The organism is Solibacillus sp. FSL K6-1523, from assembly GCF_038005225.1.
Classification (GTDB): Bacteria; Bacillota; Bacilli; order Bacillales_A; family Planococcaceae; genus Solibacillus.
This window is the reverse complement of the sequence record NZ_JBBOSU010000001.1, coordinates 1,351,700-1,372,526: the sequence shown is the minus strand read 5'-3', so window position 1 is coordinate 1,372,526 and position 20,827 is coordinate 1,351,700. Positions and strand designations below refer to the sequence as shown.

General features: G+C 37.4%; 18 protein-coding genes and 1 riboswitch. Of the genes, 2 read left to right on the top strand and 16 right to left on the bottom strand.

Annotated elements, in window-relative coordinates; all coding sequences use genetic code 11:
* Nucleotides 1-32 precede the first annotated feature (32 nt).
* Together MHI10_RS06330 and MHI10_RS06325 are read right to left on the bottom strand one after the other, a co-directional pair.
* Nucleotides 33-1,478, bottom strand: a complete 1,446-nt coding sequence (locus MHI10_RS06330; RefSeq protein ID WP_340783932.1) for a RecQ family ATP-dependent DNA helicase — start codon at nt 1,476-1,478, stop codon at nt 33-35.
* Nucleotides 1,478-2,515, bottom strand: a complete 1,038-nt coding sequence (locus tag MHI10_RS06325) for a helix-turn-helix domain-containing protein (RefSeq protein ID WP_340783931.1) — start codon at nt 2,513-2,515, stop codon at nt 1,478-1,480. Before MHI10_RS06325 ends, MHI10_RS06330 begins: the two co-directional genes overlap by 1 nt.
* 102 nt (nt 2,516-2,617) lie before the next feature.
* On the opposite strand from MHI10_RS06325, the gene MHI10_RS06320 reads away from it, so the two are divergent.
* On the top strand, nt 2,618-2,866 hold the full coding sequence (locus tag MHI10_RS06320) for a 4Fe-4S domain-containing protein (RefSeq protein ID WP_057982184.1): 249 nt from the start codon (nt 2,618-2,620) through the stop codon (nt 2,864-2,866).
* A gap of 839 nt (nt 2,867-3,705) precedes the next feature.
* Entirely contained in the window at nt 3,706-4,482 is a 777-nt protein-coding gene (fabI, locus tag MHI10_RS06315; protein WP_340783928.1) for an enoyl-ACP reductase FabI, read from the top strand.
* Between the two features lie 79 nt (nt 4,483-4,561).
* On the opposite strand, the gene MHI10_RS06310 is transcribed toward fabI, so the two are convergent.
* From MHI10_RS06310 to MHI10_RS06245, 14 genes are all read right to left on the bottom strand, one after another.
* Nucleotides 4,562-5,329 (bottom strand): polysaccharide deacetylase family protein, encoded by a 768-nt coding sequence (locus tag MHI10_RS06310; protein ID WP_445683176.1) that lies wholly within the window; start codon nt 5,327-5,329, stop codon nt 4,562-4,564.
* Between the two features lie 162 nt (nt 5,330-5,491).
* On the bottom strand, nt 5,492-6,733 hold the full coding sequence (locus MHI10_RS06305) for an MFS transporter (protein ID WP_340783927.1): 1,242 nt from the start codon (nt 6,731-6,733) through the stop codon (nt 5,492-5,494).
* A 116-nt stretch (nt 6,734-6,849) separates the two neighbouring features.
* Nucleotides 6,850-7,728 carry a YitT family protein gene (locus tag MHI10_RS06300; RefSeq protein WP_340783925.1) on the bottom strand — a complete coding sequence of 293 codons (879 nt, stop codon included), beginning with the start codon at nt 7,726-7,728 and terminating at the stop codon, nt 6,850-6,852.
* A gap of 301 nt (nt 7,729-8,029) precedes the next feature.
* Nucleotides 8,030-9,373 (bottom strand): branched-chain amino acid transport system II carrier protein, encoded by a 1,344-nt coding sequence (brnQ, locus tag MHI10_RS06295; RefSeq protein WP_340783924.1) that lies wholly within the window; start codon nt 9,371-9,373, stop codon nt 8,030-8,032.
* Between the two features lie 173 nt (nt 9,374-9,546).
* Nucleotides 9,547-10,125, bottom strand: a complete 579-nt coding sequence (locus tag MHI10_RS06290; protein WP_340783922.1) for an ECF transporter S component — start codon at nt 10,123-10,125, stop codon at nt 9,547-9,549.
* A gap of 256 nt (nt 10,126-10,381) precedes the next feature.
* Nucleotides 10,382-10,558, bottom strand: a riboswitch (FMN riboswitch).
* Nucleotides 10,559-10,638: 80 nt separating this feature from the next.
* Complete coding sequence (locus tag MHI10_RS06285) at nt 10,639-11,877, bottom strand: hypothetical protein (RefSeq protein WP_340783920.1); 1,239 nt, start codon at nt 11,875-11,877, stop codon at nt 10,639-10,641.
* The gene (locus MHI10_RS06280; protein ID WP_340783918.1) at nt 11,874-12,404 is read right to left on the bottom strand and encodes an RNA polymerase sigma factor SigX; all 531 of its coding nucleotides are present in this window, start codon (nt 12,402-12,404) and stop codon (nt 11,874-11,876) included. The genes MHI10_RS06285 and MHI10_RS06280 overlap by 4 nt, the downstream gene beginning before the upstream one ends.
* A gap of 134 nt (nt 12,405-12,538) precedes the next feature.
* Nucleotides 12,539-14,317, bottom strand: coding sequence for an ATP-binding protein (locus MHI10_RS06275; RefSeq protein ID WP_340783917.1), 1,779 nt, complete (start codon nt 14,315-14,317; stop codon nt 12,539-12,541).
* A complete protein-coding gene (locus MHI10_RS06270; protein ID WP_340783915.1) occupies nt 14,310-15,026 on the bottom strand; it encodes a response regulator transcription factor in 717 nt (238 codons plus the stop codon). The genes MHI10_RS06275 and MHI10_RS06270 overlap by 8 nt, the downstream gene beginning before the upstream one ends.
* A 253-nt stretch (nt 15,027-15,279) precedes the next feature.
* Nucleotides 15,280-16,464 carry a c-type cytochrome biogenesis protein CcsB gene (gene ccsB, locus MHI10_RS06265; RefSeq protein WP_340783914.1) on the bottom strand — a complete coding sequence of 395 codons (1,185 nt, stop codon included), beginning with the start codon at nt 16,462-16,464 and terminating at the stop codon, nt 15,280-15,282.
* Nucleotides 16,461-18,137, bottom strand: coding sequence for a cytochrome c biogenesis protein ResB (locus MHI10_RS06260; RefSeq protein WP_340783912.1), 1,677 nt, complete (start codon nt 18,135-18,137; stop codon nt 16,461-16,463). Before MHI10_RS06260 ends, ccsB begins: the two co-directional genes overlap by 4 nt.
* A gap of 13 nt (nt 18,138-18,150) precedes the next feature.
* Complete coding sequence (gene resA, locus MHI10_RS06255; RefSeq protein ID WP_340783910.1) at nt 18,151-18,684, bottom strand: thiol-disulfide oxidoreductase ResA; 534 nt, start codon at nt 18,682-18,684, stop codon at nt 18,151-18,153.
* A gap of 137 nt (nt 18,685-18,821) precedes the next feature.
* The gene (locus MHI10_RS06250; protein WP_340783908.1) at nt 18,822-19,556 is read right to left on the bottom strand and encodes a pseudouridine synthase; all 735 of its coding nucleotides are present in this window, start codon (nt 19,554-19,556) and stop codon (nt 18,822-18,824) included.
* A gap of 207 nt (nt 19,557-19,763) precedes the next feature.
* Nucleotides 19,764-20,738, bottom strand: a complete 975-nt coding sequence (locus MHI10_RS06245; protein ID WP_340783904.1) for a D-alanyl-D-alanine carboxypeptidase family protein — start codon at nt 20,736-20,738, stop codon at nt 19,764-19,766.
* Between the last annotated feature and the right edge of the window lie 89 nt (nt 20,739-20,827).

The window sequence follows — 20,827 nt, the reverse complement described above, 5'->3', positions numbered from 1 at the left end:
TTTTACTAAAAAGTAAACGGTTCATCAACAGTTTACAAGTTTCGCAGCAAAATCTGTTGCAATCGAGCTTTCCAATCGGTCATTGAATTTTGACTTTTCGGCTCCACTCGTTCTTTTAATAACGCTGAAATGTCCACACCACAATTACTACAACAGTTTTCATGCTTCTCCTCTACTTGTTGACCAAAATAGTCGATTAAAAGTTCCCGCATACAGGATGTTGTTTCAACAATTTTCAACATCGCCATCACTTCGTCAAACTTTGCCATTTGCATGTTTCCAAGTCTTTCCTTTACTTGTTCAACTGTTTCGCGTTCCATCCAATAATTCACAACACGAAACGCTACTTCCGAAATTTCGCCATTGGATAGCATGACATTAGGTTGCTCCCCATTTGCTTTATACTCTGCATAGCGATCCACATGAAAGTCCTTTGGCAAGTCTTCCGATACGATAAACTTTGCATATTGCTCGTCGCCTTCGCAAAATAACAAAAATGCAACGGCATCCTTGCCATCACGACCTGCTCGACCAATTTCTTGCATATAATTCGCGACAGTTGACGGCATAGATTCATGAATAATTTGTCGCACATTATTTTTATGTATCCCCATTCCAAAAGCATTTGTCGCTACAATCCAGTCCAACTGCCCTGCTAAAAATTGATGCTGAATAAACTGGCGGTCCTGCATCTCTTTTCCTGCATGATACGCTGCAGCTGCAATGCCACGCTGCAATAACTGCGAACTAATACTTTCCGTTTTTGCCCTTGACTGCGTATAAATAATTCCAGGACCAGACGTTTTTTCAACATGCTCTAAAATCCACGCTAATTTATCTTCCTTAACAACGAAAGATCTTTTTACGAGGTGAATATTTGGACGATCGACAGAATGCACATACGTAAAAGGACAATCCATCTCTAAATAATGTTCAATATCGTGCAATACTTTCGTTGTTGCCGTTGCAGATAATGCGAGTACTGGTGGGCGATTCGTCACTTGAATAACTTCACCAATACGTAAATAATCAGGCCGAAAATCATAGCCCCATTGCGAAATACAATGCGCTTCATCCGCAACAATTAATGATAGTTCCATGCTTGACAAGCGCGCTTTTACTTGTGGCTGCAACAGCATTTCCGGTGATATAAAAATAAAACGGTACTCATGCAAAAAATGTAGTGCATAATTTTTTTGCGCAGGCGTTAAAAAAGAATTCAGTGCAATGACGCGCTTTTCACCCATTTGTTTTAACTGATCTACTTGATCTTGCATTAAAGATAACAACGGTGAAATAATTAATACAGGTTTATCAAAAACATAGCCTGGCAGTTGATAGCAAAGGGATTTCCCCATTCCTGTAGGCAATAAGGCAACGACATCCTTCCCTGCAATTAATTGTTCCACCACTTCCTTTTGTCCCGAACGAAATGTTTCATAGCCAAAATATTGGTGTAAATACGACTCCAATTGCATTAATGATTTGCCCCCTTTGCCAATGCTAAACGCAGCTGAAAATAACTCACATGCGGAATAATTTCTCGTAAAACTTTTAACTTTTTTGTTTGATAATCTTCTGACGCATTGATGATTAGTTGTTGATCCTCTATGTTAATAAACGGTTGAATATCAAATTTTCTATCATTCATCGCGAGTTCAACAATATGATCTTCAATTGTATTTAGTTTCAACCTACGTATCGCGCTGATTTGCTCCAGGGAATGCCCTTTGCTATACAATTTCGCCGTTTCATTTGCCGAACTCGTAAGCATGAGGTCGACACGAATTCCCTGAGCAAGTTGATATAAATACGGATAACTTTGCGCATCATCTAAAATTCCATTTAACCATAGATGGAGGCCACTGACGTACATTAACTGAATATCCATTTCTTGCCTATGAAAGCCAAACGCCATTTGCTGCCATGTTAACCCCGGCTCCTGAAAACCTGACAAACGGTATACAATGATTGTTTTTACTTGCTCATCTACTTGAATCTTTTCCAGGCTTCGTTCCATTTCTAAATAAACTTTCATTTGTAAAGATTGCTGTTGAAACTGATTTCCCACTAAAAATTCGCGCACAAATCTTTGGACATCCTCATCTTTTTCGATGGCAATAAATGATTTTATCCCTGCTGCTTGATGCGATAAGCTTTGGAGAACTAAAGACAACCGCGCAAAAAAGACATGTTCATTTCCACGATAATGCCATCCATCAAAATGAAACAATAACACTTCACTCGCTTGCTTTATACCAATTTCGGTCATATGATAATAGCCATTCTCTTCAATAAGAATATAATTTTTCGCAAATAATAAATCAACTTGCTCATCAAATTGCCCTCTCGTAAGTTTTGGTAGTAACCCAAAAAACGGATGTAATTGAAACAATCCGACATCTTGAATCGTCTGTCCTGAGCGTTTCCCTTTTAGCAAATGAAAAGCGGCAGATAATGTGCGTTCATTTTGAAATGTTGTAAAAATTTTCAAAAGAATTTGTTGAATTAGCAAATCAAATCCCTCATTTTCGTAGTATTAGGTTGAAATGTGTTTGAAACACAATTAGAATAAAAAAGAGCTTATTGGAAGCGAACGGAAAAAGGAGAGATAACAATGCCAAAATATACAATCGTGGATGCAGATACATGTATCGCTTGTGGCGCTTGTGGCGCTGCTGCACCAGACATTTATGATTATGATGATGAAGGAATTGCTTTCGTTATTTTAGATGATAACATGGGGACTACTGAAGTTCCAGAAGATCTATTAGAAGACATGCAAGATGCATTCGAAGGTTGCCCAACAGATTCAATCAAAGTTGCAGATGAAAAATTCGACGGCGATTCTTTAAAATTTGAATAGTCGTTTATAAAAAAAGACATCCCTTTGCGCTAAACCGTGCAAGGAGATGTCTTTTTTAATTGAAGTCAATTCCCGTATATAATTAATAAAAGAATCTATCATTATTAATTCCCTCTGAAAAAGGGGGGAGTTAATTTCCATTCCAGTCCGGACGCTTTCCGCGGGCACCTCCTGAGCCTGTAGTCTCAGGCCTCGTGCTGTTCCCGCTGGAGTCGCCTCCCCTCCATTCCAATTAACTCTTTCTATTCAATTTTGCCCCAATACAATTTCTAATCATTTTTTTGAATATGAAGTTAATTTCAGCTACTTAATATCTTTTTTGATATACGCGCTCGACGATAAAATTCTTTCATGCAATATCATTGTGACTGCAAAACAATCCGTTTGCTCGCATTTTTATAGCATATTTTGTCACTTCAAAGGTTCAATTTTGCGCAAAGGTAGTATGATTTTTGATCCTCAATAGCAAAAAATAGGATGGGTTTTTCCTAATGGGATAAAAATCGATTAAAGATAACGCCGCCTCCCACGGTAGCGGCGCAATTAATCCAGAAAGCTACAGTAGATAAAATTTTAAATAGGCTGGCCTTGCACAAAGCACACAGATGAGTCGTATAGATTTGTGCTAACATTGTCTGTGCGCCTCATGTGCTTAGCCAGCCTGAACTAGCACATACTTTATTAGAAAACTTCCCTCATAAGGATATACTCTTTTGGTGAACTTATTTAGTAAGTAAATAAATTCCTCAAACTCCCTATTGCGATACAAATTTCATGATGTTATAGTTATTATTAGTAGCAGGTACTAATAATAACTAATTACTCATAGGGGTGTTTAAATGGATTTATTACAATTACAAGGGAAAAATATCGTCGTAATGGGCGTTGCCAATGAGCGCAGTATCGCATGGGGAATTGCACAACAATTATTTGAAGTTGGAGCAAATGTCATTTTCACATATAGAAAAGAGCGTTCGAAAGGGAAAATCGAAAAAATGCTCGAAAAATTAGACCGACAAAATGTAGCCATCGTTGAATGCGATGTCAATAGTGATGAAAGTATCGCAAAGGCTTTCCAACAAATCGGCGAACAGTTCCAAGTCATTCATGGTATCGTTCACTCTGTCGCTTTCGCACACGCGGAAGATTTAAAAAATCGATTTGTACAAACGACGCGTGACGGCTACGCTTTTGCACAAGATACGAGCGCATATTCTCTAATCGCTGTTAGTAACGCTGCTAAGCCATTTATGACTGAAGGTGGCTCGATTGTTACAATGTCCTATTTAGGCGCAGAACGCGTGCTTGATGGCTATAATGTGATGGGCGTAGCAAAAGCTGCACTCGAAGCATCGATGCGTTATTTAGCGGCTGATTTAGGTGCTGAAAATATCCGTGTCAACGCGATTTCAGCTGGGGCTATTCGTACATTAGCGGCAAAAGGTGTGCCAAGTTTCAATCAAATTTTACACAAAATTGAAGAGACAGCCCCTTTAAAACGCAATACGAATCAAGCAGAAGTTGCGGATATGACAATGGTTATGCTAAGCCATCTATCTCGAGGCGTGACAGGCGAAACAATTTATATCGATTGTGGCTACAATATTATGGGCTAACTTTACAAATTAAAAAGCAGAAATGTTTAGATTTCTGCTTTTCCCTGTTTATAGTTTTCCCAACGCTGAACTCCAGAAATCATTCCGATTCCTGGTTTTTTTCAATAGTTTTCCTTCTATTTTCATCCCTTTTCTTAACAGCTAGTAATTCGCTAATCGTAACAAATTTATAACCTTGCCCTTCGAGATTGGCTAATATCTTTTCTAATGCTTGTACGGTTTGTCTCCGATTTGCCCCGCCATCATGAAAAAGAACAACTTTCCCATTTCCAACTCCATCGATTACTTTCTTGGTAATTATATCAACTCCTGGATTTCTCCAATCCTCCGTATCGAGATGCCAAGACCACATCACCACTTTATACCCTTTTTTTGTAACAGCATCAATCATTTCATCTGTGTATTGTCCTTCCACGGGTCGAAACAGTTCAGGGATTTTCCCAGTCATACTAAACAATACTTCACTCGTCATTTGTATCTCTTCCAATAAATCTGCCGTCTTTATTTTTGTCGGATGAGAATACGTATGATTAGCGATTTCGTGACCTTCTTCGTACATACGTAAAATAACTTCGGGATTTTTTTCTGCATTTTTACCAACAATAAAGAACGTTGCCTTTGCATGATATTTATTTAATAAATTTAAAATTTCAGGTGTATATTTATAATGCGGGCCATCATCGAACGTTAAAGCAACGATTTTTTCGTTTGTATCAACTTCCCATAGTATTTGTTCCGTTTCTTCATAATATTTCCTTCCTTTATCCGAAGAGTAACTATAGCTCGCAAAAAGTAAAAACGCTGCACCAATACAAACAAATATTGTTACGCTCAATTTAAAGTTCAAGCTATTACACCTCCAAATTTTTGATTGTTTTCTTTAGTATTTGCGAGTTGCAAGGATCTATTCGTAATAGCAAACAAATACAAATTGGACGTAAATCTCGCAAAAAAAGGAGCATTTTGACTTATTATCAAAATACTCCTTTATTATTTAAAATAACCTATTCTATTTTTTAGGGACTGGCTCACCTGCTCTTATTAAAGACTTACTCCTAATAATAAGTAGCGTCACAATCAACATGAGTGTTCCTGTTCCTATTAATAATGTCTCCACCGAAATAATATCGGCTAAAGGTCCGAAAATCAACATTCCTAATGGCATCATAGACGTAGAAATCATGCCAAATACCCCGAATATTCGACCTAAATAATCTGGATCTACTTTTTCTTGGACAATCGTCATCGTCGGTGTATTAAAAATCGGCATCGCTACTCCAAAGAGTGCCATCGCAAATAAATATAGCGAAAAAATTGGAAGAATGCCTAATAGAATTGTACAAATTGCCATGACCACACCAGCGAACATCATCGTATAAATCCGATTTCGGAAACCACCCCACGAAGCAATAACAATACCACCAATCATCATCCCGATAGAAAAGGTAATTTCAATCGCTGTAAGGCGCCAATAATCCTCACCAAAGCTTCTCGCTACTTGCAATGGGGTTAAAAATGATACGGGCGCCATTAATACAAAAAGGGCCGCAAAAAATACAAAAAAGCTTTTTAAAAAATCATGTTGTTTAATATATTGGATGCCTAATTTGAAATCACCTAAATAGCTTATTTCTTGTTGCTGTGCCGCTTTCGCATGCAGCGGGATTTTTAATAATGTTAAAAGAACGATAATTGCAATTGCAGCCGTAATAACATCAATAAAGAAAATTACCTTCATAGTGGCGAACGACAATAACGCAGCACTGACCATTGGTGACACAAACATAATAACCGCTTGAATCGTCCCATTAATACCATTGACACGCATCAAATGCTGTTCTGGTACAATTTGCGGCAAGATAGCACCAACAGCAGGCGTTTGAATGCCCGCTCCAACTGCCCGAATAGATGCCATGGCGAATAATAGCCAAATAGAATCATAACCAAGCATAAAAACAATGGCTAAAATTAACGTAGCAAATGCAATCATACCATCCGCAATTATAATTAACTTTTTCCGATTAAATCGATCCGCCCAAACCCCCGCCACTGGGGACAATAAAAAAGTCGGAATAAATCCGCAAATTATATAAAGTGTCATCATCATACCCGATTGAGTAGACAGCGTAATATACCACATCATTGCATACTGAACGAGCGATGAACCAAATAAAGAAATCGTTTGGCTACTTAAAAAAAGTGTAATATCCCGTTTCCATTTTTCATTGCGTATCGTACTTTGCCCTTCCATAACTAACCACCCCTAAATTTCTTAAACTCCCTGCTCAAAAAGCGACTTACACCATTTTAACCGAAAAAAAATCACTTAACCAGTATGTTAAAGAACATATTGATTAAGTAACTTCTTTAGTGGATGTTGCGCTTTTTAAAGTTGCCGCCACGTACTTCTGCTACATCTGTAATAACAACAAACGCATTTGGATCAACTTCTTTAATAATTGTAATAATTTTATTTTCTTCCATTCTTGTAATAACACACGTCACAATATCCATCACTTCATTCGAAAATCCACCGCGTCCCTCCGAATATGTAACGCCGCGTCCTAAACGGTCTTGAATGGTCAAACCAATTTCTTCTGAATATTTACTAACCACTTTAACAGATTTCGACTTCTCTAAACCGACTTGCACGACGTCGATAACTACTTTAGCAATATAATAAGTCGTTGCTGAATATAAAGCACCTTCTAAACCGTAAATAAAGCCTGCACCTGTGAAAATAAAGGCATTAATAAATAATATAATATCCCCTACAGAAAATGGTACATTCCGTGAAATTAGTACCGCTAACACTTCTGAACCATCTAGCGCTCCACCATTACGTAGTACAATCCCAATACCGACGCCTAGCATGACTCCACCTGATAATACAATTAACAGCGGATCATTAGAACTTAAAATCGGCTTAATTCCATGTAATAAACTTGTCGATATCGAAAGTAAAGCTATTCCTACCATCGTTAATATGGCAAATGTTTTCCCGACTTGCTTGTAACCTAAATAAACAAATGGAATGTTTAGTACGAATAGTAACATACCAAGTGGAATCCCAAATAAATAATTCCCCATAATACTTACACCCGTTACTCCACCATCAATTACTGCATTCGGAATTAATATAGCTTCTAATGCATAGGCCGTCATAATTGCACCAATTGCAATCATAACAATGCGGCGAGTCAGATTGAGCGCCTTACTCTTTTTACTAATGTGTTGCTTTGGCATTCAAACACCTCTCCTTTTAACTTAAATAGCAAATACATTTCCTTGTATTTGTTTCAATCCCTGTGTATTAGAACATCCACAGTTTGAAGATCCATAACGATACATCTTTCTCTACTATTATTCCTTATTTTTCATCTATTTGAAAACGATAAATATATATTTTTTTGAAAAAAATATACGTTTATTAATTTTTTTGCGAAAAACAGAAAAATGACACCACGAACGAGTCGTAATGTCATTTTTTTATTTATCTTATAATGGCCATCAATTGCAATAGAACGCCGACCAATTAAGGTTTCATTTAGTTTATTATGCTTTTTTTAGGGATGATTAATCCAATGAGTACGCCAATTATTGCCGGCACAATCCAGCCAAGTCCGATTGAATAGAATGGCAATATATCCGCATAAAAATTAGAAATCGCTGTTAAAAAATTCACTTCAAATGCTGGTACATTCGTAATCAATGCATTATAACCGTCAATCGTACTAATAAAGATTGTCAAAATAATTGCACCTGCGTATACCGATTGCTTATTTTTAAAGTATGTTGAAGCAAGTCCAAGTATAATTAGAACAATTGCTAAAGGATATAAGAACATTAAAACAGGAACTGCAAACGTAATAATATTCGTCAAACCGAAGTTCGCAATTGTAAATGATACTAAACATAATGCAACAACAAATGATTTATAGCTAATTTTCGGGAACACTTCATGGAAAAACTCACTACACGCTGTAATGAGCCCAATACTCGTTTTTAAACAAGCTAACACGATAATGATTGCCAATAAAATGGCACCATATGCACCGAAGTAATGTTCTGCAACAGCCGCAAATATTTGACCGCCATTATCAAATGTCCCGACCATTCCGACACTTGATGCCCCCATATACGTAATTAACCCGTAAATTAGCATCATTAATGCCATCGCAAAAATTCCTGATTTCCAAGTCGCTTTGGCGATTTCTTTTTTATCCGTAATTCCTGCGCGCTTAATGGCATTAATAACGATAATCCCAAATGCTAACGAAGCAAGGGCATCCATCGTATTATAGCCCTCTTTGAAACCAGTCATAAACGCTTCATTCACGTAACTACCTGCTGGACTGAAAAAACTGCCCATCGGAGAGAAAATACTAATCGCAATAAGTATAAATAAAAACACTAAAAAAGCAGGTGTTAAATATTTCCCTATGTAATCCATTACTTTTGCTGGATTTAATGAAAAGTAAAATACAATCGCAAAAAAGACAAAGCTAAAAACAGCTAGCCATAATTTAATTTGATCTGGTGCAATAAACGGCTCAAACCCGACAACAAACGGAACCGTTGCCGTACGTGGGATCGCAAAAAACGGACCAATTGTTAAATACAGTGCAAGTGCGAATAATACGCCAAAAACAGGATGCACACGACTTGCCAAATCCTTTAAACCATTACTTCCCGAAAGTCCAATTGCCAATATTCCTAAAAAGGGTAATCCGATCGCCGTTATTAAAAATCCAATAAGCGCTGGCCAATAATTTGTGCCTGCAAGCTGTCCCATTTGAATCGGGAAAATTAGGTTACCTGCACCAAAAAACATGCCAAATAACATCGTCCCAATGACAGCATACGTTGAAAAGGGTACTTTTTTATCCATTTAAGTCTCTCCTATGATGTTAGTTTAATAGTTGCCATTCTCGAAATAAATTGATTTTTCACAACAATGTACAATATGATACCAGTCTCGTCACTTGATTTCAATCATTAATTTAAATTTATAGAAAAAATAAAAGTCAGCACCCTGTTAATGGCATGCTGACTTCTCTGGTATTACGCTAAAAACTGCGCGCGCTGATTTTCAATCCATACACGCATCGTACGATAAATCATCGTCGCAATGACTACTAGAATAATCCCTTTTACTATATTAAACGGTAAAATACCTAAAATAATCGTTTCGTACATATTAAATTCTGGCATTCCTAATAAATACGTATACATTGGTAAAAACGCGAAGTAATTTAATACCGCCATTCCAAATGACATAGTAAATGTACCAATTACTAATCCGCCAATAAGCCCTTTTACTGTTGGGAATTTTTTATAAATATAATACGCTGGGATCACAAACGAAATACCTGTTGCAAAGTTGGCCATATGCCCCACCGGAATCCCTTCTGGTGCGCCAGTAAAAATCCAATCTAATACGTTTTTAATTAACTCTACTAAAATACCTGCAACCGGTCCCATTGTAATTGCTGCAATTAACGCAGGGATATCACTAAAATCAATTTGCAAAAATACTGGGAACCACGGTAATGGAAAGTTAAGTAACATCAAAATAAACGAAATACTACTCAACATACCAATTGTTACGAATGAACGTAACTTTAAATTTTTCTTACGCATAAAATATCTCTCCTCATTGCTGATTCACTCTTGCAAGAAGAAAGGACGAATCAAAATCATTCCATGAAAAAACCCTTATGCATATAAAGAAGCATAAGGGAGAATAGGCACACTTAAATAAAGGTCTACCCCATGTTTTTCAAAAACATAACCCCATCCTATTTCTTTGTATAGGAAATAGAGCTTTTCTTCTTACTAGAAAAACAAAAATTGTGGTTACAAAAAACACGGTATTTTCATGAAATAACGACCGTACCTCCATCTTCTCCCATCCAGACTATACTGTCGGCTTTGGAATCGCACCAAATCCTGCACACAAAAAAGTGGCTCGCGGGCTCGAAAAGTTGAATGTAGCGTCCTCCAAATAAATGGTCAGAGGCTACAACTTTATATTACCGCCGGTCGGGAATTACACCCTGCCCCGAAGATGAATCAATATTTAATTATGTTACACCTTCATTATAGGATAAAAAAAAGAATTGTAAAGCCATCTGCTTACAATTCTCTTTTGAACTATTCAATTGCACTAAAATCGTAGACAACTAAATTTGCTGCAACTGGTTTAGGCAACGGTTTTGAAAAATGAAAGCCGCCCCAATCTTGCTGCTTGATTTGTTCGAATTTTACTTCTTTATTAAAGCTAGCTGCCGTTAAAAGAATTCCTTCGATCATGCGCATTGCTTGAGTAGAATCATAATTTTCTAAATCCAATAACTCATCAAAAGTAACAATTACTATGTTTTTCTTTACTTTTACTTGAAAGGAAACATCGGGCAAAATTGCCGTATGAAAAATATCATTGGCTTCTGTCGTCATATTTAATAAAGCATCTTTCACATTGCTAAAACTCATTCGAAAATTCGGACTTAAATAAGTTGAACCATCTCGCATTTGATAACTAAAATAATTATAATGTGTCATTTTCCCTGTTAATTCGATCGGATTATTTATTTCTCCCATGTGATTAAGCGTCATTTGTGTTCCTTCTGCATTGGTTAACAGTACTCGGTTATAACTCTCACCAAATGTATCAATTAAAGCTCCTACATAATTCGATAGTGCTGCAGAGCCAATATCATACGTATGGTCATCTGGTAACTGATGCACTAAATCATCACCCTTTTCTGTAAAGCTTCCTTTAATGGGATGATATTCTTTAAAGCCCAATGATTGTTCCTCAATGAATGGCGCAAACTCCTGATACAGCTGTAATTTTGTCGGCGTTTTTGTACCTAATTGACGCTCCACAATTTCATTGGGAATTAAAAAACTAACGGGTACACTTTCTGCATCATCGCCTGCTAACCCAATCGTAAATAATGTGAATCCTTGTAATTGCTGCTCATTAACTACTGTTTGAATCGGTGTTGCAGCCATTTTTGGTGATAGCGTATCATTCTCCATATCCACTGAATGACTTTCCATCATTCTCGTTGTGGCTGGCTCATGTGATGACGTATCTTCCAATTGCGCATCCTCTGTATCCGATGGCAGCGATATTTCAGGTGCATTCCCCATAAAAGTAGAAGCAATAAAAACAAGAACAAAAAGTGAGGCAATCGATGCAATTAAAGGCTTCCAGCTCATCTTTTTCTTCATTTTGATAGGTTGTTTTTCCGTATGAGAATCAAAGACGGCACTTTCCTTTAGTCGTTGCAATACTTCATCTTTTGATCGTTCATCTGTAATTTTCGGTGCTTTTTCTAGTAACTTCTCGATTTGATTTTCATCCCAAAACTCCCTTTTCTTCATGCATTTGCCCCCTCTCCGTCTAATTTTTGTAAAATTTCCCGCAGCTTTTTTAATGCTCTATGTTGTGTCGTTTTTACTTTCCCTTCAGTCCAACCTAATACTTCCGCTGTTTCCTGAATCGTTAGTTCCTGCATATAGCGCATAATGATCACCATTTTTTGATCTCCTGTACATGCCTCTAACGCTTCTAGGAGTTGGCGCATTTGGTCGCTTAATTCCGTAAATTGCTCTGGCGTAGACATAGGAGAAACTAGTTGCTCGTTTTCCCAATCAAAGGTTGTAAAAGAATGACGATCTCGAATTTGTTTTTTACGGAAATAATCAATGGCGACATTTTTCGCGATTGAAAATAGCCAAGTCTTTTCACTGCTTTTCCCTTCAAAACGTTCGTACGATTTGAGGACTCGCACGTATACTTCATGAGAAAGATCCTCCGCAATCGTACGATTTTTAACTAAGTATGTTAAAAAGTTAAAAACATCTTGATGATAAGTATCATATAACCGATGGAAAATGGACTCTTGCACCCATTCCACCTCCGTTCTACTAATTTGTCGTTTTTAAACGCAAAAAGTTGCATGGTAAGTTAATCCATTGTCAAAAAGGTGTGCTATAAAATAATAGCCACACCTTTTGCATTTGATTAATTCTTGTCGTCGATTCATTCAGGTAGTGGTAAATAAAATGTAAATGTCGTACCTTGCTGTTCGCCACTCTCGACTGTAATACTTCCTTTATGCGCCTCGATAATATTACGTGTAATGGCTAACCCTAGACCCGTGCCACCTTTTGAGCGTGTTCTCGCTTTATCTGCTTTGTAGAAACGTTCAAATACATACGGTAGATCCTCTTGAGGTATGCCTTGCCCCGTATCACTCACTTGAATCTTCGCGAACGTCTTCTCCCTTAAAATAGACACAGTAACAGAACCATTTTCAGAAGTATGTCGAATCGCATTATCAATTAAGTTTGTTAAAACTTGTTCAATGCGGTCTTCATCAATCCGAATTGTACTATCAGGTGTAAATTCTGATTCAAACTGTAAACGGACTTGATGTTCTTTTGCTACTTGTCCAAATTTATGCGTCATACGTTCAATAACAGATACTAATGGCACCATTTCCTTGTACAAGGTCATATGCCCTGATTCCATGCGTGCTAAATCGAGTAAATCTGTCACTAAACGTCCCATCCTTTGTGATTCATCATAAATGACACGAATCATCTCTTGTTGCTCTTCCTCAGATGTCACAACCCCATCAATGATCGCTTCCGAATAGCCTTGTAGCATCGCAATTGGCGTGCGTAATTCATGTGATACATTGGCGATGAAATCTGATTTTAACTTCTCTAATTTCGTCTCCTCGGTTTTATCACGAATGACTGCTACTGCACCGCGAATTGCATTTCCACTATATAATGGGCTGAATGTAATGCTGTAATATGATTTTCCAAGCTCTAATTCTTCATCCAATTCGTCTTCAAAGTTTAAAACGTGATCCAACATATGATAAAGTTCTTCAGGTATTGGGCGTGCACTATTTAATCCAATAGTCACGAACCATTTTTGTAATAAACGTTCCGCTGGTGGATTGCTTACTAAAATCGTTTGATCCCGATTAAATGTAATAACCGCATCTGTCATCGAAGTTAATATGCTCGATAATTGTTCTTTTTCTTGATTGATTACTTCTAAATGATGCTTTAATTGTCGCCCCATTTGATTAAAAGCAACTGCAAGCTGCCCAATTTCATCATTTTGTTTCGTATCAAGTTTTGAATCAAAACGTCCTTTAGAAAGTTCAAATGCATGTTCACGCATTTTTCTTAATGGATACGTAATTCGAGAGGACAGGAAAAAAGCAAATATTGTCGTTAATATAAAGGCAATGGCTGCTGCTAAAAAAACAATGGTCGTCGTATTTTTGCTCGCTTGATCTACCGCATCGGGATTTTTATAAATAAAAATTGCCCCGTGAAGCTCCCCATTTCCTTTTAACGGAAATCCAAGAACCATATAGGAACTCTTTTTATCTTCTTCTGTATTAGAAGGAAGGATCAATTCCTTTACAATCGGCTCCGTAATTTTATAAACTTCCTTAAATGCTTTACTAGAAATAATTTCTTGCTGGATTTGCTGTTGGTTGACGCCTTCTTGTTTGGCATAAATAACATCATTTGGATTTTGGGCAACTAACACACTTGTTGTATTCGTCATTAACTCTGAAATAACGGATAGCTTCCTATCATCCAAATCTTCATCATCAACGATACTAGCAATCGCAGCAGCTGTTTGACGTAAAGACTCCTCCGACTGTTCTTTATGATAATTACTTAGAAACTCGAGCATAAAAATCGTGAATATAAAAAGGACAAATGAAACGAGAAGCAAAATGGTTACCCATAGCTTCCCGACAATACTATTCCATATTCTATTCATTAACGATCTCAAATTTATAACCGACGCCCCAAACTGTTACAATCATTTTGGCAGCATTTTCAGAAACTCGGTTTAATTTTTCACGTAAGCGCTTTACATGTGTATCAACCGTACGTAGGTCACCGAAGAAATCATAATGCCATACTTCTTTTAATAATTGCTCACGGTCAAACACTTTATCCGGCGATTTTGCTAAGAAATATAATAATTCATATTCTTTCGGCGTTAAATTTACTTCAGTTCCATCTGCTGTTACGCGGTGTGCATCATGGTCAATTGTTAAGTGTGGGAACACAACTAAATCCTTTGACGTAGAGGTGTTCGCTACTGGCGAAAAGACTGCTGAGCGACGTAAAATCGCTTTCACACGTAATACAACTTCACGTGGGCTAAATGGCTTCACAATATAATCATCCGCGCCTAATTCAAAGCCTTGTACACGGTTCGCTTCTTCACCTTTTGCCGTTAATAAAATAATTGGTGTTGTTTTCTTTTCACGTATTTCTGCACAAACTTCTAAACCATCTTTTTCAGGCATCATAATATCTAATAAAATACAGTGATAATCCTTTTCAAATGCCATTTCAATCGCTTGTTCACCATTTTCAGCTTCATCTACAGAGTAGCCTTCACGCTCTAAATACATTTTTAATAAGCGACGAATGCGGTCCTCGTCATCTACAATTAATACAGAAATATTTTCAGACACTGGTGTTGCCCCTTTCAAATCTCTATTTCTCTTCTCTATTGTACCTTTTAGAACCACAATTGAAAAGAGAAGTTCTACCAAGTTAGGAGGAACTTCTCTTCTATCATGTCATTTCGATCAATTACGCCTCGGCGTAATTGCGTCCAGATTTTTTTCGAACCCTCTCGAAAAACTCCTTTAAAAATCTGTGACATCCGCCGGGAGCATAACTTGCTTCAGCCGGGTTTGAACACCCGCTGAAGCAAGTTACCATTTACGCATATGAATGTAAACCAGCGATTACTAGATTCACGACAATTAAGTTAAACATAATGATTAAGAAACCGACTAATGTTAACCATGCCGTTTTTTTACCTTCCCAACCTTTTGATAGGCGTAAATGTAAAAATGCTGCATAGTATAACCATGTAATTAATGCCCAGACTTCTTTTGGATCCCAGCCCCAGAAGCGACTCCATGCGACTTGCGCCCAAATCATCGCGAATATTAAAGCGCCTAACGTGAATACCGGGAAGCCGATTAATACAGATCGATACGCAATTTCATCCATTAATTCAGAATTGACGCGCTTCACCAATGGCTGAAGCATTGACGAAACCGAACGTCGGAGTAAGAGCCTAATTAATAAATAAAGCACAGAACCGAATAGGATAGACCAAACAACCGTTGTTAATTTGCGTGCATCGATTAATGCAGGCATTTCCATGATTGGTGTCATTTTGTCCTCTGACAGTTCTTTATATTCATTCATCCCAAAAATAGCCGGCATCGTATACGTCATTTGATTGACATTCTCTAATGTATCGACGTATTCGAATTTCGCTTCATAATTCACCGCACTAAACGTCAATGTTGCGACAACGAAACCAAGTACAAGTACACCGAAATACATAACTATTTCAAACATAATACTTTCAAATGAAAGTACTTTTGTATTTACATTTTTCATTAAGTATACTAAACCAGCAGCCGAACTAATCGCTAAAATCGATTGACCAAGTGCGGCGGTAATAACATGAATTGTTAACCAGTGACTTTGTAATGACGGTACAAGTGGACTAACTTCTGTCGGAAACATCGCAGCATAGGCAATGATAAGTAAAGCAATCGGTAACGCTACCACTCCTAATGCCGCAACTTTGTACATGTAATAAATCACAATAAATGACAAGACTATGAACATACCAAAAGCCGTTGTAAACTCAAACATATTACTTACTGGTGCATGTCCTGTGTGAATCCAACGTGTAATAAAGTAAGCTACATGTGAAATAAAGCCGATAATCGTAATGATAATCGCAACTTTACCAAACTTTTCTGCACGACTTGCAGTAGTATCTTTTTTTTCTTTAATAGCACCACTAAAAAGAAATGTACCAATTAAATAACAGAAGAATGCAACGTATAGTAAGTTACCACTAATATCGATTAAACTCATAAAGTTTTACCTTCCTTCTCTGTTTCTTGCTTGTCTTCCAGTTCTTGTTGCTCATCTAGTTTAGATTCTTGTTGATCCACGTATCGTGGTAAATAGGCAGCATCCGTAAGTTTGTCTAAATCTTTCTTCATACTGAACCAGTTTTTATTCGTATGCGCTGCTAAGTGAACCGTGCCATCTGCCGACTGTTCAATCCATATACGGCGGTGATTCCAATAAGAACCCATGACAACACCAATCATAAAGATAATGCCACCAATGAATAAAACTGGCAACGTGCGGTCATAACGTATTGTTAAACCAGTCATGTTTCTCGTTTCTACATTGGCAAATTTCATTTTATAAATATTTTCGCCATTCGGTTCTAACGTTTGTTGAATAGCAACAAAACTCGTTTCCCCATCAGGCTTTTCAGGTGTAAACATTTTGAAAATGAAAGCCGGATTATTTGGTGATGCTGTCGCTGTTTGCGGCACGCCATCTTTAAATCCTGCAAAATCAGGATAATAAGCGAGTAATTTCACTTTTGCACCGTCATTTAACTCATATTCTTCTTCCGGATTTGTTAAATCAACCGTTAATTGCCCAAGTGATTGTTCCGTTTCTTTATGCGTTAAATCAAATATCATACTCTTTAATTCATTTAATCGGTAATCCATTTGATAGAATGCATACCCTTCATATTTTAAAGGATGATTAACTCGAATTTCGTAATCTTTAATTTTTTCCAAATCATCTGCTTGCCCAGCAACCGCATCTTCCTTTTGCTTATACAGCGTCGCATTCGTTTGGAAGTTTTTTGCGACAACATTGACACCTTGCTTCAACTGTTCGCCTTGTGGAACATTATCATGTGTTTCTAATATAAATTTATCGTTCTTTAAGAAATAACCTTCCATCCCTGGAATCGCGCGTGTTTCGCCTTCACGTAACCACATTGAATCATCCACATAAAAGCCTGGTATTAAGTGGAGCATAACCCCCATAATAAATACAATTAAGCCGACATGGTTCACATACGGACCATAACGAGAGAAACGACCACGTTCCGCTAATATTGATTGATCTTCACGGCGCACATTGTAGTTGAGTTCTTTTAATTTCTGTTCTACTAATGCTAGTGTTTCATCACCCTTTTCAGCAGGCTGCCCTTCTGCAATGACGCGTTGGCGCTTCATAAAGCTTGCATGGCGCTTTACACGTTGATTTTTTAACGACTTATGTAATGGAAAACCACGGTCTATACTTGCTATAATAATCGAAACACCTAACATCAATACAAGTATTTGGAACCAAATGGACGAATAAACATCCGATAATCCTAGTGCATAGTAAACCTCACCGAACCATCCATACACATCTGAATAATAAGCTTCTTTTTCTGCATCTGTTGCAACGCTTACATAAAACTCCTGCGGTAAAATAGTACCGATGGATGCTACAACTAAATTAATAATAATTAGTGTAATCCCGACTTTTACACTCGAGAAAAAATTCCAAACTTTATCAATAATCGACTTATTATACGTTTTCGAACGAATGGCTGTTCCTTCATAGCGCATGTCTGCTATTTTATTGTCTTTTTCCTCTGCTGATAAAGGACGTCCACATTTTTGACAGAGCTTTGTGCCTTCTGGATTTTCATGGCCGCATTCACATAGTAATTTATTCATCACGTAAAAACTCCTATTCCGGCTTTATCGATTCTAAATATGATACGATCTGAGATTCACTCATTTCGCCCGTGATAATGCGATCTACTGTCCCGTCTGGCTTAATAAAAATAGAGGTTGGAAGTGGATCAATATTATAGGCTGTAAAAACACTTTTCGTTTTATCAATAGCAACTGGGAAATTCATCCCCATATTATCAACATATTTTCGTACTTCAAAGTCTGATTGTGCAAAGTTTACCGCAATAATTTGTACCCCTAAATCTTTGTACGTTTCATATTGCCTTGTCATAGCAGGGAATTCACGCTCACATGGTGCACACCAAGTTCCCCAAAAATTTAATAGTACGCCTTCCCCTTTATAATCCTCTAATCGATGTCTTTCACCATTTAAATCGATTACCTCAAAATCAGGCGCTTTTGAACCTACATTTACAATTTCAATTTTGTCTTTTGTCCATGCTGCATAAACGGTGTAACCAATCGCTACTGCAAGTACAGCTAAAATAATCCCTCGGGTGATAGAACGTCTTTTTTTCTTATCCAACAAAAAAACCTCCTTCTAGAAGCATTTCCACTATCACCTATTATAGCAAATAAATAGTAGTAACGAGTTTCATCAAATATGAATGATTTATGAACGTTACCACTATTTACTTGTTGTTAATCTAATATTTACTTGAGTTAATCTATTTTGCCTGTTTCAGCAAGAACGCGTAATTGTTTTACTTCATGCTTCGATAATTCTCGGTACTCTCCAGGAGTTAAACCAGCTAAATCTAAAAAGGCAAAGCGTTCGCGTTTTAGCTTTACAACCGGTGTACCAATTGCTTCAAACATGCGGCGCACTTGGCGATTGCGTCCTTCATGAATCGTAATTTCACAAATAGCTTTTCCAGCTGACTCATCGAAACTCGTCATACTTACTTTTGCTGGTGCCGTTTTACCGTCCTCTAATTTAATACCACCTTGTAACTTCATTAAACCTTGCTTCGTCGGAACCCCTTTTACACGCGCAATATACGTTTTATCTATTTTGAATTTTGGGTGTGTCATTAAGTTTGAAAACTCACCATCATTCGTCAATAAAAGAAGACCTGTTGTATCATAATCTAATCGGCCAACTGGGAAAATTCGTTGATGAACATGCTTCTTGAAAATATCCGTTACTGTTTTACGCCCTTTATCGTCTGTTACAGCAGAAATATAAGCACGTGGTTTGTACAGTAAGAAATACACTTTATCTTCTTTTTCAAGCTTTACGCCTTCTACTTCAATTGTATCTGAACTTGAAACTTTTGTTCCTAATTCACGAATGACTTTTCCGTTTACTTTTACTTTACCTTCGACAATTAATTGCTCTGCTTTTCGTCTTGATGCGACACCTGCATAGGCAATCACTTTTTGTAATCTTTCCATAAGTTCACCTCATTGATTGATCAGTTGCCTTGATCGTATACATTCACTGCATTCGATAAAGCATAACTGTGTTAACTATATTAACTGTTGAAAATTATGTCACATTTTGCTTCATTAGAAAAGAGAAATTACTTTTCTTTTCATTTAATCGAAACGCTAGAATGGAGTAACCACACAAAAAAAGACGGCCTTTAGATTAAGACCGCCTCATTTTCTTTCGGCGAGTTTTGCAAAAACCATTTCATCATTCAAAAACACATGCCACACTGCTCGCTTAGACTGACTGTGCCGTGAAAGATAGACGATATGCCGAATTTGCTTCTTTTCACCTTTTTTTAGGAGCATTTTGATTGGGTCCTCTAAAAAAATGGTCACTCCACTTTTTTTATAATTCCCATCATCTGCAACTGTTTCTAATTTATACGTTCGGTCAATTTCATCCGCTAACCCTTGATGAACATTCCAATCATTCGAACTGTTCAATGTCACAACAACGAACTTTTTTTCCCCCCGCTCATAATACGTTGCGAGCGTACGACCAGCGACCTTCGTAAAACCCGTTTTCCCTGCAACTGCGCCATTTTTTAAATGCAAAAGGCGATGTTTATTTCTCCAATGTGCACCCTCATTATATTGTGTCGTAGAAGCAATTTTTTTGAACGTTTCATTTTTCATCGCAATTTGCAACATTTTTGCCGTATCCTTTGCAGAGGATAAGTGATCTGGGTGGTGTAAACCTGTTGGATTTGTAAAATACGTTTGTGTGAGGCCATAATAGTTTGCTTTTTCGTTCATTAATTTGGCGAAACCTTCTACCGATCCACCTACATGTTCCGCAAGTGCCGTTGCTGCATCATTCCCTGATTGCATCATTAAGCCGTACAATAAATATTCCACGGAGTAGCTTTTTCCTTCTTCCACATATATGGAGGAACCTTCTACATAGTCCGCTTCTCTTGAGATAATAACCTGTTCATCCAGCTCACTATTTTCAATGACGACAATGGCAGTCCAAATTTTTGTCAAACTCGCAATCGGTAGCCTTTCATCCACATTTGAACCGAGTAATACACGTCCATTTTCTGCATCAATGACCGCATAGCTACTTCCTTGCGCACTCACGGTCCCATGATTGAACAATAAAAAACTTGCTAAAATTACGACCACAAACCATTTTTTCAACGAGCCACTCCTTTATTTATAGATAAAGTATAACTTTTTTCAAGCTGGAACAGTGTCTAGCTCCAGCACCCTAGCCCCTCGAGGTCACT

Excerpts from the sequence above, each read along its gene's own strand:
- MHI10_RS06330 (WP_340783932.1), bottom strand. The coding sequence starts at position 1,478 with ATGCAATTGGAGTCGTATTTACACCAATATTTTGGCTATGAAACATTT.
- MHI10_RS06320 (WP_057982184.1), top strand. The coding sequence starts at position 2,618 with ATGCCAAAATATACAATCGTGGATGCAGATACATGTATCGCTTGTGGC.
- fabI (WP_340783928.1), top strand. The coding sequence starts at position 3,706 with ATGGATTTATTACAATTACAAGGGAAAAATATCGTCGTAATGGGCGTT.
- MHI10_RS06305 (WP_340783927.1), bottom strand. The coding sequence starts at position 6,733 with ATGGAAGGGCAAAGTACGATACGCAATGAAAAATGGAAACGGGATATT.
- MHI10_RS06300 (WP_340783925.1), bottom strand. The coding sequence starts at position 7,728 with ATGCCAAAGCAACACATTAGTAAAAAGAGTAAGGCGCTCAATCTGACT.
- brnQ (WP_340783924.1), bottom strand. The coding sequence starts at position 9,373 with ATGGATAAAAAAGTACCCTTTTCAACGTATGCTGTCATTGGGACGATG.
- MHI10_RS06290 (WP_340783922.1), bottom strand. The coding sequence starts at position 10,125 with ATGCGTAAGAAAAATTTAAAGTTACGTTCATTCGTAACAATTGGTATG.
- MHI10_RS06285 (WP_340783920.1), bottom strand. The coding sequence starts at position 11,877 with ATGAAGAAAAGGGAGTTTTGGGATGAAAATCAAATCGAGAAGTTACTA.
- MHI10_RS06275 (WP_340783917.1), bottom strand. The coding sequence starts at position 14,317 with ATGAATAGAATATGGAATAGTATTGTCGGGAAGCTATGGGTAACCATT.
- ccsB (WP_340783914.1), bottom strand. The coding sequence starts at position 16,464 with ATGAGTTTAATCGATATTAGTGGTAACTTACTATACGTTGCATTCTTC.
- MHI10_RS06260 (WP_340783912.1), bottom strand. The coding sequence starts at position 18,137 with ATGAATAAATTACTATGTGAATGCGGCCATGAAAATCCAGAAGGCACA.
- MHI10_RS06250 (WP_340783908.1), bottom strand. The coding sequence starts at position 19,556 with ATGGAAAGATTACAAAAAGTGATTGCCTATGCAGGTGTCGCATCAAGA.